The 13,703-nt window shown below is 70.2% G+C and carries 15 protein-coding genes; 4 read left to right on the forward strand and 11 right to left on the reverse strand.

The genetic code is table 11. From position 1 onward, the window contains the following. The first annotated feature begins 3 nt into the window (after positions 1–3). Positions 4–1,638: a serine/threonine protein kinase gene (locus ACIN94_RS17575; RefSeq protein WP_400706732.1), complete on the forward strand. Its 1,635-nt coding sequence runs from the start codon at positions 4–6 to the stop codon at positions 1,636–1,638. A 90-nt stretch (positions 1,639–1,728) separates the two neighbouring features. Here the strand turns inward: ACIN94_RS17575 and ACIN94_RS17580 are convergent, their stop codons facing one another. The 5 genes from ACIN94_RS17580 to ACIN94_RS17600 form a co-directional block, all read right to left on the reverse strand. After that, complete coding sequence (locus ACIN94_RS17580) at positions 1,729–3,381, reverse strand: acetolactate synthase (protein WP_400706735.1); 1,653 nt, start codon at positions 3,379–3,381, stop codon at positions 1,729–1,731. A 188-nt stretch (positions 3,382–3,569) separates the two neighbouring features. Continuing rightward, positions 3,570–4,565 carry a biotin synthase BioB gene (gene bioB / locus ACIN94_RS17585; protein WP_400706738.1) on the reverse strand — a complete coding sequence of 332 codons (996 nt, stop codon included), beginning with the start codon at positions 4,563–4,565 and terminating at the stop codon, positions 3,570–3,572. 35 nt (positions 4,566–4,600) lie between these two features. Continuing rightward, complete coding sequence (gene bioD / locus ACIN94_RS17590; RefSeq protein WP_400706742.1) at positions 4,601–5,323, reverse strand: dethiobiotin synthase; 723 nt, start codon at positions 5,321–5,323, stop codon at positions 4,601–4,603. 45 nt (positions 5,324–5,368) lie between these two features. Further along, positions 5,369–6,088 carry a GntR family transcriptional regulator gene (locus ACIN94_RS17595; RefSeq protein ID WP_400706745.1) on the reverse strand — a complete coding sequence of 240 codons (720 nt, stop codon included), beginning with the start codon at positions 6,086–6,088 and terminating at the stop codon, positions 5,369–5,371. Between the two features lie 76 nt (positions 6,089–6,164). After that, the gene (locus ACIN94_RS17600) at positions 6,165–7,334 is read right to left on the reverse strand and encodes an 8-amino-7-oxononanoate synthase (RefSeq protein ID WP_400706748.1); all 1,170 of its coding nucleotides are present in this window, start codon (positions 7,332–7,334) and stop codon (positions 6,165–6,167) included. A gap of 59 nt (positions 7,335–7,393) precedes the next feature. Between ACIN94_RS17600 and ACIN94_RS17605 the strand changes: the two genes are divergently transcribed. Beyond that, a complete protein-coding gene (locus ACIN94_RS17605; protein WP_400706751.1) occupies positions 7,394–8,857 on the forward strand; it encodes a histidine kinase N-terminal domain-containing protein in 1,464 nt (487 codons plus the stop codon). Between the two features lie 30 nt (positions 8,858–8,887). On the opposite strand, the gene ACIN94_RS17610 is transcribed toward ACIN94_RS17605, so the two are convergent. Further along, positions 8,888–9,142, reverse strand: a complete 255-nt coding sequence (locus tag ACIN94_RS17610; RefSeq protein ID WP_400706754.1) for a WhiB family transcriptional regulator — start codon at positions 9,140–9,142, stop codon at positions 8,888–8,890. Between the two features lie 281 nt (positions 9,143–9,423). Next, entirely contained in the window at positions 9,424–10,374 is a 951-nt protein-coding gene (locus ACIN94_RS17615) for a diacylglycerol/lipid kinase family protein (protein ID WP_400706757.1), read from the reverse strand. A gap of 78 nt (positions 10,375–10,452) precedes the next feature. On the opposite strand from ACIN94_RS17615, the gene ACIN94_RS17620 reads away from it, so the two are divergent. Beyond that, the gene (locus ACIN94_RS17620; RefSeq protein WP_400706760.1) at positions 10,453–10,851 is read left to right on the forward strand and encodes a hypothetical protein; all 399 of its coding nucleotides are present in this window, start codon (positions 10,453–10,455) and stop codon (positions 10,849–10,851) included. Positions 10,852–10,880: 29 nt separating this feature from the next. Here the strand turns inward: ACIN94_RS17620 and ACIN94_RS17625 are convergent, their stop codons facing one another. The 3 genes from ACIN94_RS17625 to sodN form a co-directional block, all read right to left on the reverse strand. Further along, positions 10,881–11,660, reverse strand: coding sequence for an RNA polymerase sigma factor SigF (locus ACIN94_RS17625; RefSeq protein WP_221465310.1), 780 nt, complete (start codon positions 11,658–11,660; stop codon positions 10,881–10,883). A 17-nt stretch (positions 11,661–11,677) separates the two neighbouring features. Continuing rightward, complete coding sequence (locus tag ACIN94_RS17630) at positions 11,678–12,103, reverse strand: anti-sigma factor (RefSeq protein ID WP_400706764.1); 426 nt, start codon at positions 12,101–12,103, stop codon at positions 11,678–11,680. Between the two features lie 262 nt (positions 12,104–12,365). Next, positions 12,366–12,767: a superoxide dismutase, Ni gene (gene sodN, locus ACIN94_RS17635; protein ID WP_184753709.1), complete on the reverse strand. Its 402-nt coding sequence runs from the start codon at positions 12,765–12,767 to the stop codon at positions 12,366–12,368. Positions 12,768–12,856: 89 nt separating this feature from the next. Here sodN and ACIN94_RS17640 point away from each other — a divergent pair, with 89 nt between their 5' ends. Then, on the forward strand, positions 12,857–13,162 hold the full coding sequence (locus ACIN94_RS17640; protein WP_400706768.1) for a S24 family peptidase: 306 nt from the start codon (positions 12,857–12,859) through the stop codon (positions 13,160–13,162). On the opposite strand, the gene ACIN94_RS17645 is transcribed toward ACIN94_RS17640, so the two are convergent. Continuing rightward, complete coding sequence (locus tag ACIN94_RS17645) at positions 13,129–13,662, reverse strand: CGNR zinc finger domain-containing protein (RefSeq protein ID WP_400706771.1); 534 nt, start codon at positions 13,660–13,662, stop codon at positions 13,129–13,131. The two genes, ACIN94_RS17640 and ACIN94_RS17645, sit on opposite strands and share 34 nt — an antisense overlap. Positions 13,663–13,703: the final 41 nt, after the last annotated feature.

Genomic DNA, 13,703 nt, shown 5'->3' on the forward strand with positions numbered 1-13,703 from the left:
GTCATGGTGGCCCAAGGCACAACGCTGGCGGGGCGGTATCGCCTGGATACCCGCATCGGCGCCGGCGGTATGGGTGAGGTGTGGCGGGGCGAAGACATCGTCCTGGCCCGCACCGTCGCCGTCAAGGTGCTGCTTCCGGGCCGTACCGACGCCCCCGGCTTCCTGGTGCGTTTCCAGGGTGAGGCCCGGGCGATGGCGACGATCAACCATCCCGGGGTCGTGGACGTCTACGACTACGGGATTCACGAGGTGCCCGGCGCGGGGGCGACGGCATACCTGGTAATGAAGTTCGTCGACGGGGAGCCGCTGGACCGGCTGCTCGCCCGGCTGGGAAGCATCCCGCCCGGTCCCGCGATGGAGCTCATCTCGCAGGCGGCCTCGGCCATGCAGGCAGTGCATGACCAGGGCATCGTCCACCGGGACATCAAGCCCGGCAACCTGCTGGTCCGTTCCGACGGCACGCTCGTGCTCACCGACTTCGGCATCGCCCGGTCCGACGCGGCCAGCAGGCTGACCGACGCGGGCATGGTGCTCGGCACCGCCGCCTACTGCGCGCCGGAGCAGGCTGAGGGCGCGCCGGTCACCCCCGCGGTGGACATCTACGCGCTGGGCGTGGTGGCCTATGAGTGCCTGGCCGGGCAGCGCCCCTTCGACGGCGACACCCCGGTCACGATCGCGCTCAAGCACATCCGCGAGACGCCGCCGCCGCTGCCGCCGCACATCCCGCCCGCGATCCGGGCCCTGGTGGAGCGGGCCCTGTCCAAGGACCCGGCCCGCCGTTTCCCCAGCGCCGCCGCGATGAGCACCGCCGCGAGGCAGGCGGCGCAACTCGGGCCGGAGAGCGGCCCGATGGCGCTGCCGCCGGTCTCGCCCACGCCGTCCGCCGACGCCGTACGGGAGACCGGCTGGGAGGGCTCCTCCCCGGCGCAGACGGGCCGGCAGGACGCCCTGCAGACCGGCCAGGGGGCCGGGTCCCCCCCGTCCGGCCCGGCCACGGAAGCGATCTCGCAGGGGCGTGGCCGCCGCGCCGCGAAGAGGCCGCGGCGCAGGGGCGGGATGCTGGCGGTGGCCGGCGTGGTCGGCGTGATGTGCGTCGGCCTCGTCGCTGTGGCGATCAACGGGATGGCGGCCTCCACGGCGACGGAGGTTCCCCCGCCGGAGACCGTGTCATCGCCCAGCGCGCCCGAGCCGCCGTCGCCCTCGCGGACCAGGGGCCGGACATCGCCGAAGCCGGCCCCTCCCACGCCGACCGTGCAACCTGCGCGTCCCATCAGCACGCCGACCGTCACCCCGACGGTGACGCCCTCCGTCACCCCGACGGTGACGCCCTCCGCCACCCCTTCGGCCACGCCGACGCCGCTGCCGAAGAGGCAGGTGCCGAATGTCGTGGACATGCTCCCGGAGGCGGCCAGGAACGAGCTCAAGAAGGCGGGCCTGAAGGTGACGACCACCGAGAGCGGCGACATCGACCACACGCAGTGCGTGAGGGTGGTCCAGCAGTTCCCGGCGGCCGGAGCCATGCAGGATCCCAAGGAACCGGTGGAGATCATCGTCGCCAACGAGAAGTGCCCGCCGCCCCCCTCGCCGACCGTGACGCCGCCGCCCAACCCCAGTCCCACCCCGGCGCCCACCCCCTAGGTCCCGTCCCGCGGCTTCCGCCGGGAGAACCGGTCCCGGCGGAAGCCTTCCATCCGGCGGCGACACCAGGTCGGCGTCCGGAGACGGACCCTAGACGCCGGTGGTGTTGCGGGGGTAGGCGACCGACGGGTCGGTGGCGATGTTGACCATGTACGGCACGCCGGAGTCGAACGCGCGGCGCAGCGCCGGGCCGATCTGCGACGGGTCGGTGACGAGCTCGCCACCGCCGCCCAGCGCGGTCACCACCTGGTCGTAGCGGCACTGCGGCTGGAGCTCGGCGGCCACGTCGTAGCCGTAGAGCATCTGCATGGGGTGCTTCTCCAGCCCCCACATGCCGTTGTTGCCGCAGATCATCACGACCGGCAGGCGGTGCCGTACGAGCGTGTCCACGTCCATCAGGGAGAAACCGGCCGCGCCGTCGCCGAGCAGCAGCACCACCTGCGAGGAGGGCCGGGCCACCCGGGCGGCGATGGCGTAGCCCAGGCCGGTGCCCAGGCAGCCGTACGGGCCCGGGTCGAGCCAGTTGCCGGGCTGCTTGGGCTCGACGTATTTGCCCGCGTAGGAGACGAAGTCACCGCCGTCGCCGATCACCACGGCGTCGTCGGCGAGGACCTTGGCCAGCTCGCCGTAGATCCGCATCGGGTGGATCGGATCCGAGTCGGAGGCCAGGAGTCCGGCGTCCGCGGCGATGGCCGACGCGGCGGCCTCCGACAGCTTCGACAGCCACGGCGCGTAGGCCTTGGGGGACACACCGGCCTGGTTGCAGGCCGTACCGAGGCCCCAGAAGACCAGCGACAGGTCGCCGGCGGCGGTGCCGACGGGCTTCATGTGCGTGGTGAGCTGCGACGGCGCGTCGGCCAGGTGCACGACCTTGGCGAGCGGGGCGCCGTTCTTGCCGCCGAACCAGCCGTAGCCGAGGCGGAAGTCCAGCGGGGTGCCCGCCACGATCACCAGGTCGGCCTGGGAGAGCGCCAGTCCTCGCGCCCGGGTGACCAGCAGTCCGTGCCCGGCGGGCAGGATGCCGCGGCCCTGGCCGTTGGGGATGACCGGGAGGCCGAACTCCTCGGCGAAGGACCGGGCGACCTCCTCGGCGCGGTCCATCCACACGTCCGAGCCCAGCACCAGCACCGGGCGCTCGGCCTCGGCGAGCAGGCGGGCGATCCCGGCGAGGGCGTCGGGGTCGGGCTCCAGCGGTGACGGGGTAAGCGTCTCGGTGACGTGGTCCGGCGGGGGCGCGGCGGCGAACAGGTGGTCCATGTGGAAGTCGAGGAAGACGGGGCCGCGATGCGGGGCGAGGGCCGTGCGGAAGGCCATCTCCACGTCCTCGGCGATGGAGTCGGGGCCGGAGCCGGTGAAGGCCAGCTTGGTGATCGGCGCGAACAGCGGCGGCTGGTCGAGCTCCTGCAGCGCGCCGGAGCCCCAGCGCGACTGCGGCGCCCGGCCTCCCATGATCACGACCGGGGAGCCGTTGAAGTGCGCGGTGGCCACGCCGCTGACGCCGTTGGTGACGCCGGGACCGGCGGTGAGCACGGCCAGCCCGGGTCTGCGGGTCAGCCGGGCGGTCGCCTCGGCGGCGAAGACCGCGCTCTGCTCGTGCCGTACGTCGAGGATGGACATGCCCTCGTGGACCGCCCCGTCGTACAGCGGGAAGACGTGCCCGCCGGACAGGGTGAACATGGTCTCGATGCCGTAGGTCTTGGAGACGGCGACCGCGATGTCACCTGCGTGCTTTGGGGACTCCATATCGCGCAACCTACCAGTCGGTTACTTAGCCGGACAGGGGTTCTTCACCCTGCCCGGATTCGCCCCGCCTAACGCTTACCGGCACGTATTGTGCCTACCCGTCGGCCAACCGGCCGGCTGTCGCCGCTCCGCAGGGGACCTCGGCGACCGCCTGGCCGGTCCGGCCCCGGCTCCGGGCGGTGGTGCGTTCAGAGGGTGTCGGAGAGCGCCTTGATCGGCATCTTCAGGTCCACCAGCAGGTCGAGGTCCCGGTCGGCGGAGCGGCCGAGCGTGGTCAGGTAGTTGCCCACGATGATCGCGTTGATCCCGCCGAGCATGCCGTCACGGGTGCCCAGGTCGCCCAGGGTCAGCTCGCGGCCACCGGCGTAGCGCAGGATCGTGCGGGGCAGGGCGAGCCGGAAGGCGGCGATCGTCTTGAGCGCCTCGGAACCCTCAAGGAGCGGCAACGACTCAAGAGGCGTGCCGGGACGAGGGTTGAGGAAGTTCAGCGGGACCTCGTCGGGTTCCAGTTCGCCGAGCTGCCCGGCGAATTCCGCCCGCTGCTCCCGGCTCTCGCCCATGCCCACGATGCCGCCGCAGCACAGCTCCATCCCGGCCTCGCGCACCATCAGGCAGGTGTCCCAGCGCTCCTGCCACGTGTGGGTGGTGACGACCTTCTCGAAGTGCGACCTCGCGGTCTCCAGGTTGTGGTTGTAGCGGTGCACGCCCATCTCGGCCAGCTCGTCGACCTGGGCCTGGGTGAGCATGCCCAGCGAGCAGGCGACGTTGATCTCCACCGCCTCCCGGATCGCCTTGACGCCCTCGCGGACCTGGTCCATCAGCCGCCGGTCGGGCCCGCGCACGGCGGCCACGATGCAGAACTCGGTCGCGCCGGTCTGCGCCGTCTCCCTGGCCGCCTGGACCAGGGAGGGGATGTCCAGCCACGCCGCGCGGACCGGGGAGGAGAACTGCCCCGACTGGGAGCAGAAGTGACAGTCCTCGGGGCAGCCGCCGGTCTTGAGGGAGACGATCCCCTCGACCTCCACCTCGGGGCCGCACCACTTCATCCGCACCTCGTGGGCGAGCCCCAGAAGGTCGGCGAGGCGCTCGTCGGGCAGCTCCAGGCAGCGCAGGACCTGCGCGCTGTCGAGTCCCCGGCCCTCCTCCAGGACCTGCGTCCGGGCGATCTCAAGGATGTCGCTCATCCCGCTCCGTTCTCTGTCCACTCTCCGGCCGTCGTCTACGGCAGGAGCCTAAGGGCGGTGCGGAAGGCCGAGGGGTTGAACACGCCCCCCAGCGCCGGGCCCAGGCCGGCGCGGGCGGTACGGGCGAAGGCCTCCCGGTCGAGAGCCCCGGCCCCCGCCGGGAGCACGCCCGCCAGCGGCCGGGCGGCCAGCATCTCCAGATCCGCCACGTTGCACCGCTCGGCCGGACCGGGCTCGGCCGGCCAGGAGCCGATCACCACGCCGGCCGGTTCCAGCCCGCGATGGGCCATCGCCTCCAGCGTCAGCGCGGTGTGGTTGAGCGTGCCCAGCGCCGCCCGGGTCACCAGGAGAACCGGCGCCGAGAGCGTCCGGGCCAGGTCGGCCACTGTCGCCCCCTCCTCGTCGAAGCGGACGAGCAGGCCGCCCGACCCTTCGACGATCACCAGCCGGTGCGACTCGGCCAGTTCCCCGATCCGGGCCGCGGCCCGGGTGAGGGAGACCGGCGGCAGGCCCGCCGTACGGGCCGCCGCCGCCGGGGACAGCGGGTCGGGAAACCGGGCGAACTCGAACGTGGACGTCACCCCGGCGAGCCGGATGACCTCGTCGAGGTCCCCGGGTTCCGTCTCGGCGACCCCGGTCTGGGCGGGTTTCACCACCGCGACCGAGGCGCCTCGCTCTCTGGCGAGCGATGCCACCGCCGCGGTGACGACCGTCTTGCCCACGCCGGTGTCGGTCCCGGTGACCACGAGAATGCTCACGCCCCTCACCTTAGGCGGCGGTGGCCTTCGCGATCCGCACGGCTGTCAGGGGCGGCGCAGGCGGGTGACGAACTTGTACCGGTCGCCGCGGTAGAGGGACTGGGCCCACTCCACCGGGTTGCCTTCGGCGTCGAAGGCGTGCCGGGTGAGCAGCAGCATCGGCAGGCCGACGTCGACGCTCAGCACCTGTGCGTCGTACGGCGTTGCCAGCACGGTCTCGATGATCTCCTCGGCGTCGGTCAGCCGCACGTTGTAGGCGTTGTGCAGGGTCTCGTACAGCGAGGAGTGCACCTCCAGCTCCCGCCGGAGCCGGGGGAAGCGCCGAGCCGACAGGTGGGTGGTGTCGATCGACATCGGCTCGCCGTTGGCCAGGCGCAGCCGGTGGATGCGGAGCACCCGGCCACCGGGGTTGATCGCCAGCCGGCGTGCCAGGGGCTCGTCGGCGGTGACATAGCTGATGTCGAGGATCTTGGTGTCGGGTTCGAGGCCGACGGTCCGCAGGTCGCCGGTGTAGGACGTCAGCTGGAGGACCTGGGCGACCTTGGGGTGCGCGACGAATGTCCCCTTGCCCTGGATGCGCACCAGACGGCCCTCGACCACCAGCTCCGACAGGGCTTGGCGCACGGTGGTGCGTGACGTCTCGAAACGGACCGCGAGGGCCCGCTCGGGGGGCAGCGCGCTGCCCGCCGACAGAGTCTTGGTCAGTTCGAGCAGGCTCCGTTTGACGTCGTAGTACTTAGGGATCCTGGGGGAGTCGTCCGTCACGTCGGCACCTCGCCTGATGGCTCGGGAACGGCGTGACCGGAGGCGCCGTGCCTGCCGGCCTGCCTGCTTCGCTCACTCACTTGGTCACCTTCATCTCGGCCACGGCGGTAAGTGCACCTCTGGTCACCGTTAGGTCATCGGAACTCAGATTGGCCCGTGCCGTCAACCGCAGGCAAGAGCGGCCGGTCGGCACCGAGGGCGGCCGGAAGCATCCGGCGCGCACTCCGCGTTCCGCACAGATGAGGGCGGCCCGTAGCGCGGTCTCGGGTGGGCCGAGCAGGATCGGGACGACCGCACCCGCCGGATCAACGGTCTCCAGGCCGAGTTCGCGGGCCATCGAGGCCAGCTCCCTCGCTCTGGTCCGTACGCGTCCGGGCAGTTCGGGCTGATTGTGAAGGATATCCACAGCGGAGAGTGCCGCCGCCACACTGCCGGGGGCCAGCCCGGTGTCGAAGATGAACGACCGACCCGTGTCTATCAGCGTCTCGATCACTTCCGGGGCTCCGAGTACGGCTCCGCCCTGGGAGCCCAGGGATTTGGACAGTGTGATCGTTCTCACAACATCCGGCTCGGCTGCCAGGCCCGCTGCGTACACCGCTCCCTGCCCGGAGGGGCCGATGACGCCGATCGAGTGGGCCTCGTCCACGACCAGCAGCGCGCCCTGCCGTACGGCTGCCGCGTGCAGATCCTCAAGCGGCGCCAGGTCCCCGTCGACGGAGAAGACCGCGTCGGTGACCACGATCGCGTGTTCCTCGTCCCGGTCGGCCAGCGCCTTCTCCACCGCCGCCACGTCCTTGTGCGGGGTGACCACCACCCGCGAGCGTGACAGCCGGCAGGCGTCCACGATGGAGGCGTGGTTGCCCGCGTCGGAGACCACCAGCGCGTCTCTGCCCAGGGTGGCCACGGCCGCCAGGTTGGCCAGGTATCCGGAGGAGAACACCAGGGCGCCGGCGGCCCGCGTGAAGGCGCACAGCCGCGCCTCCAGTTCGGCGTGGAGGGCGGTGGAGCCGGTGACCAGACGGGAACCGGTGGAGCCGGTGCCCCAGGTCCGGGTGGCCGCGGCCGCGGCCTCGACCAGCCGTCCGTCCCTGGCCAGCCCGAGATAGTCGTTGGAGGCCAGGTCGATCAGACCGTCGTCGTCCGGCGTCCGGGCGCGCAGGGCGCGTTTCAGCCCCGCAGCCTCCCGCAGGCCCGCGGCCGCGCGGAACCGTGCCAGCGGATCTGAGATCTGCTCCATAGCGGGCATCCTGCCAGTAAGGTCTCCTCGATTCGCGTTCGGGCCTGCAAAGAACGCATGATGCACGGGTGCCGACTCTAAGCGACCTGGTGATCAGCCATACCGCGCTCGATGATGCCGACCTCGAGTGGATGCACTCGCTGGTCTCCGACTGGCAGCTGCTGGCCGACCTGTCGTTCGCCGATCTCATCCTCTGGATCCCGCTCAGGGACGACACGGGATGGATCGCCATCGCGCAGATGCGGCCGACCACGGGCCCCACCGTCTATCACGACGACATCGTCGGGACGGTCGTGGCCAAGGGTGAGCGGGCGCTCATCGACGTCGCCTGGAATGAGCGGCGGATCTGCCGGGAGGGCGACCCCGACTGGTCGAGCGGGGTCCCGGTGCGTGAGGAGACCATTCCGGTACGGCGGGCCGACCACTTCCTGGGGGTGATCCAGCGCTCGACGAACCTCTCCTCCGCGCGCACCCCGTCACGGCTGGAGCTCACCTACCTGCAGAGCGCCTCCGACCTGGCCCAGATGGTGGCCGAGGGGCGGTTCCCGTTCTCCGGTGCCGAGCCGATCCTGGTCCGTTCCCCGCGCGTGGGCGACGGCCTGCTCCGGCTGGACCGCGCGGGCCGTGTCACCTACGCCTCGCCGAACGCGCTGTCGGCCTACCGGCGGCTGGGCCTCAACGCGGACCTGGTCGGCGCCGAGCTGGGCCGTACCACCGCCACCCTCTGCTACTCCGACGAACCCATCAACGAGAACCTGATGATCGTGGCCAGCGGGAAGGAGCCCCGGGAGACCGAGGTCGAGTCGGGTGGCACCGTCGTACAGCTGCGGGCGATCCCGCTGGTCGTCGGGGGCGGGCGGATCGGCGCGCTGGTGCTCATCCGGGATGTGACCGAGCTGCGGCGCCGCGAGCGGGAGCTGATGACCAAGGACGCCACCATCAGGGAGATCCACCATCGGGTGAAGAACAACCTGCAGACGGTGGCCGCGCTGCTGCGGCTGCAGGCCCGGCGGCTGCGGCAGCCGGAGGGGCGTGAGGCGCTGGAGGAGGCGGTGCGCAGGGTCGGGTCGATCGCGATCGTGCACGAGACGCTGTCGCACACGCCCGACGAGCAGGTGGACTTCGATGACATCGCCGACCGAGTGATCGCGATGACGGGGGAGGTGGCGGCGCCGGAGGCGCAGGTCGTGCCGTGCCGCGTCGGGACGTTCGGGGTGCTCCGTTCGGAGATCGCGACACCGCTGGCGATGGTCCTCACCGAGCTGCTGCAGAACGCCGTCCAGCACGGACTGGCTCACCGGCCGGGCCGGCTTCAGGTGATCGTTTCGCGGGGGGTCGACCGGCTCGACGTGATCGTGTCCGATGACGGAACCGGCCTGCCCGAGGGTTTCGACCTGGAGTCGTCCACCAGCCTGGGCCTGCAGATCGTGCGGACGCTGGTCGTCGGGGAGCTGTCCGGCCGGCTGGCCATCGAGCCCCGGCAGGGCGGGGGTACGGAGGTCACCCTCGGCATTCCCCTCCCCCCGGCCTGAGCCGGGGTGGGGGAGGGGGAGGTGCGCAGGTCAGACGTTCGTGCGGGCGCGGGCGCGGGCCGTACGGCGCTTGTAGGCGCGGCGCTCGTCCTCGCTCAGGCCACCCCAGACGCCGGCGTCCTGCCCGGATTCCAGGGCCCACTTCAGGCATGCTTCACTTACACTGCACGTCTGGCAGACCTGTTTGGCCTCTTCGATCTGCATCAGGGCGGGGCCGGTGTTGCCGATCGGGAAGAACAGCTCGGGGTCCACGTCACGGCAGGCAGCGCGGTGGCGCCAGTCCATGCGTTCACTCCTTCGTAAGAGGAGCCCCTGCTGTGGCTCCATCGGCTCACTTTGTGAAGACTTTCACTAACCAGTGCGAACAATTTCCCGAGCCTTGTCTGGTCCGGGAAACGTCAGCTTGATCGCCGGTGACCTGGTGAGCGGGGTAGTCGCTCAAAGGTCCTACGTTCCGACGTCAATGTTGAGATTGTCAGCCACGCTCAGTGCACGCAAGAGGTTTGGGGGAACGTTTTACCCGATATGGATGTCGGATGCGTCACATGATTACCCCATGTGACGGACTAGACCAGGACCTGTAACGCGTCCGGGATGGAACGGAATGTCACCCGCTCGACTTCGCCCAGGTAGTCGCCGTCGAGCTGGAAGGCCACGGGGCGTTCCGCGGTCAGCGTGAACTCCCTCTCGTCATGGAACTGCACCAGGTGGCGGCCGGTGGGCAGGGTGTCGCGGGCCCCCGCGATCTGGGGCATGAGGCGGAGCATCGACGGCACGCCCAGACGCTGGAGTCCCAGCAGGTCGAGACCCGTCTCGAAGCTCGCCCACGGGGTCGGGCAGATCGGCCTGGAGCCCACGTAGGTCCAGGGCGAGGTGTTGGAGATGATCGCCATGAAGATGTTTCCGGCGCGGGGCACGTCCGGTCCCTCGACGGTCATGGCGGCATGGCGTCTGTCGGTCGAGAGATAGTGCTGTAAAGCGGTGTTCACGTAGCGCGCGGCGGTGGCCTTGCGGCCGGCGCCGCGCATTCCCTCCACCGCCCTGATCACCTCGGCGTCATACCCCATGCCGCTACAGAAGGTGAAATATCGGCTTTCGTCATTCCAGAGCGCCTGGCCCAGCCCGACGGTCCGCCGCCGGTTCTCACGGATCGCCTCAAGCAGCGCACCGACCGCCTCGACCGCGCTGTTCGGCAGCCCCAGTGCCCGGGCGAAGACGTTCGCGCTGCCGCCGGGGATCACCAGCAGGGCCGGCCGGTCCGTCGCGTCCCCGTCCCTGCCGTCCTCCGCGTCGAGCAGGCCGTTCGCGGCCTCGTTGATCGTGCCGTCGCCGCCGAGCACGGCCACCACGTCGTATCCCGAGGCGTGCGCCTTGCGGGACAGCAGGGCCGCGTGCCCCCGGTAGGCGGTCTCTTCGACCTTGATGCTCATGGTGGCGCTCAGGGCTCCGATGAGCACGTCCCGGGTCCGCCGGTTGGTCGTCGTCGCCGTGGGGTTCACCAAGAGCATCGCGCGCATGACGCCAGGGTATCCGCCGATATCGGCGTTATGCCGGGGGAAACCGGGAGGGAGGTGCCCCGGCGATAGGGTTGGGACGTGTCGAATCGCCCGATGACCCTCACCATCGCCGCCGCCATCACGGGACTGGAAGGCGTCACCAGCCTGCTGCTCGGCGGTTACGTCGGCGTCGAGACGGTGGTCGGCCGGCCCTCCGACGTACTGAGCTCCATCTTCGTCGCCGGATTCGGGATTCTCGTCGGCGCGGCCCTGCTCTGGGTGACCTGGGGGATGCTGCAGATTGAGCGGTGGACGCGGAGTCCGGGCGTGCTGGCGCAGATCTTCGCCGCCGTGGTCGCCATCACGCTGATCCAGTCCGGTCAGCAGGCCATCGGCATCCCGCTGATCGCCGTGGCGGTGATCGGCCTGGTTGTACTGCTGTCCCCGCAGACGACCCATGCCCTCTACGGGGATCAGCTCTACGACGACCAGGGCTAGGATCCGTCCCGCGGCGCGGGCGGAGAACCTCAGTCCTCCGCGGTCAGACCCTCACGGAGCTGGGCGAGGGTCCTGGCCAGCAGGCGGGACACGTGCATCTGCGAGATGCCGAGCTCGGTGGCGATCTGTGACTGGGTCATGTTGCCGAAGAACCGCAGCAACAGGATCCGCTTCTCGCGCGGCGGCAGCCGTTCGAGCAACGGCTTGAGAGACTCGCGGTATTCGACGCCCTCCAGGGAGTCGTCCACGATGCCGAGGGAGTCGGCCACCGCGGGCGCGTCGTCGTCACCGGAGTCGGGTGCGTCGAGGGAGACCGTTGAGTAGGCGTTGGCCGACTCCAGCCCCTCAAGCACCTCCTCCTCGGTCATCTTGAGAAACGTGGCGAGCTCGCCGACGGTGGGCGCGCGTCCCTCGCGCTGGGAGAGCTCGCTGATCGCCTTGGTGAGCGAGAGCTTGAGCTCCTGCAGGCGGCGCGGCACGCGGACCGCCCAGCCCTTGTCGCGGAAGTGTCGCTTGATCTCGCCCACGATCGTCGGGGTGGCATAGGTGGAGAACTCGACCCCCCTGCCCAGATCGAAGCGGTCGATCGATTTGATCAGGCCGATGGTGGCGACCTGAGTGAGGTCGTCAAGCCACTCGCCCCGGTTGCGGAACCGGCGGGCGAGATACTCCACCAGCGGAAGGTGGAGCTCAACGAGCTCGTCACGGATACGCTGGCGCCGTGAGTCGTCGGGGGTCAACTCCGCCAGTTCCGCGAAGAGCAGGCGCGCGCGCACCCGGTCGGGCACCGCGTGGTCGCTGGCGGCCATGGCACGAGTCCTTTCCGTCACGCCGGCCTCGCTGCGCCTCGGCGCTTGCGTAGCACGATCGCCATGCGGTCGGGGGAGTCGGTTACGGCATCCACATCGTCAGCCAGGGCGGTGAGCACCATCCACGCGAAGTCGTCGCGTTTCGGCGCGCTGCTGCCCACCGTGCTGACCTCGACCCGGACCTGCATCAGCTGTCCGGTGAGCTCGAACTCGGCCGTCAGATCGGTGCCGGGAACAGCCTGGGTCAGCAACATCGCACACGCCTCGTCGACCGCGATCCGCAGATCCTCGATCTCGTCGAGCGTGAAGTCCAGCCGCGCGGCCAGTCCGGCGGTCGCCGTACGGAGCACGGACAGATAGGCGCTCGCAGCCGGCAGCCGGACGCTCACCACGTCGCGGATTCCGCCCGTACCGACCGCAGGCGTCTCGGTGTGTTCGGTCACGTTCCTCCTCGCAGAGTCGCTGACTGCAACCTACAGCCCCGAGGGGGTGGTTGGCCCAATTGGACTCGCGATCCGGACGATTTGAACACCTCAAGAACACACTAAGACGCCTCAATGGGGCATCTCACCAGCTCAGGCCCCGTGTGGTCGCACTCCCCACGGGGCCTGTGATGGTGACCGCGCCGCCGCGGCGCCCGTCACTCGCCCACCGTGATCTTCCGCCTCCCGGCCGGATCATCGGCAAGCCTCCGCGACAGCCGGCTCAGGCGGCCTTGGTCGCCCAGAAAATCTTGGAGATCTCGTCGATCTTGCCCAGGAGCTCGTCGGCCTTGGCGACGTCGACCGTCCCCTTGCCGCCCGCGGCGCCGGCCAGCTTCGTGGCGTCCCAGAAGAGCTGGTGCAGCTGCGGGTAGGTCTCCAGGTGCGGAGGCTTGAAATAGTCGGTCCACAGCACCCACAGGTGATGCTTGACCAGCTCCGACCGCTCCTCCTTGATGGTGAGCGCGCGGGAACGGAAGACCGGGTCCTCGTTCGCGGCGTACTTCTCCATGATGGCCTTCACGGACTCGGCCTCGATGCGAGCCTGGGCGGGGTCGTACACGCCACACGGCAGGTCACAGTGCGCGGACGCGACGTGCTTGGGTCGCATAAGTCGTGCGAGCATCAGAAAATCCTTCCTTGATGCTGAGATCAGCATGGTCCAGTACGACCTTACTCGTCTTCAAAAACCCTTGTGGGAGGGGGCTGCGCCCGATGAGAGTCCGTGTCGAGGGAGATTCGATGCTGCCCGCGCTCCGCCCGGGAGACTGGCTGTGGGTACGGCGCGGCGCCCCGATCAGGGCGGGTGACCTCGTGGTCGCCCGGCTCCCGTCCGACCCGTCGCTGCTGATCGTCAAACGGGCCGTCTGGGAGGCGGACGACGGATGGTGGCTGGAGAGCGACAACCAGCGGGCCACGGGGCGCCGCGACAGTTGGGACTTCGGCGCCCTGCCGCCTTCGTCGCTGGTCGGCCGGGTGGTACTGCGCTACTGGCCGTTGACCTTCTTGCGGGCCCGGTAGGCCGCCACGTTCGCCCGGCTGGCGCACCGCTCGGAGCAGTAGCGCCGGGACCGGTTGGAGGAGGTGTCGAGATAGGCCCTCCGGCAGGGCGGCGCCTGGCAGAGGCCGAGCCGGTCCACGCCGAGGTCGGTGACGATGGTGGCCAGGCCCATCACGGCACCCACGGCGTACTGGTCGGCCATCCGGCCGCCCTCGGTGAGGTGCAGGTGCCAGCGCTCGCCGTCGTGGCCGGAGATCTGCGGCTGGACCGGATGCTGGATCAGCAGGGAGTTGAGCCGGTCGACCACGTCCTGCTCGTCGCCGCCGGCCGCGGCCGTGAACACGGTCACGAGCTCTTCGCGCAGGTCACGCAGGGCGTCGAGATCGCCCCGGGTGATGCGGCAGCCGGGGCGGTAGCGGCGGCCCTCCTCAAGGAGAGAGCGCAGCCCTTCCAGACCGGCCAGTCGGTCGGGGTTGTTGATGAGCAGCACAGCCAGCTCGGCATAGGAGGTCAGATCCACCGGCGACCCGTCGATGTAAGCGATGAATGAAGCTCCGAGTA

The organism is Streptosporangium sp. NPDC087985 (assembly GCF_044741965.1).
Classification (GTDB): Bacteria; Actinomycetota; Actinomycetes; order Streptosporangiales; family Streptosporangiaceae; genus Streptosporangium.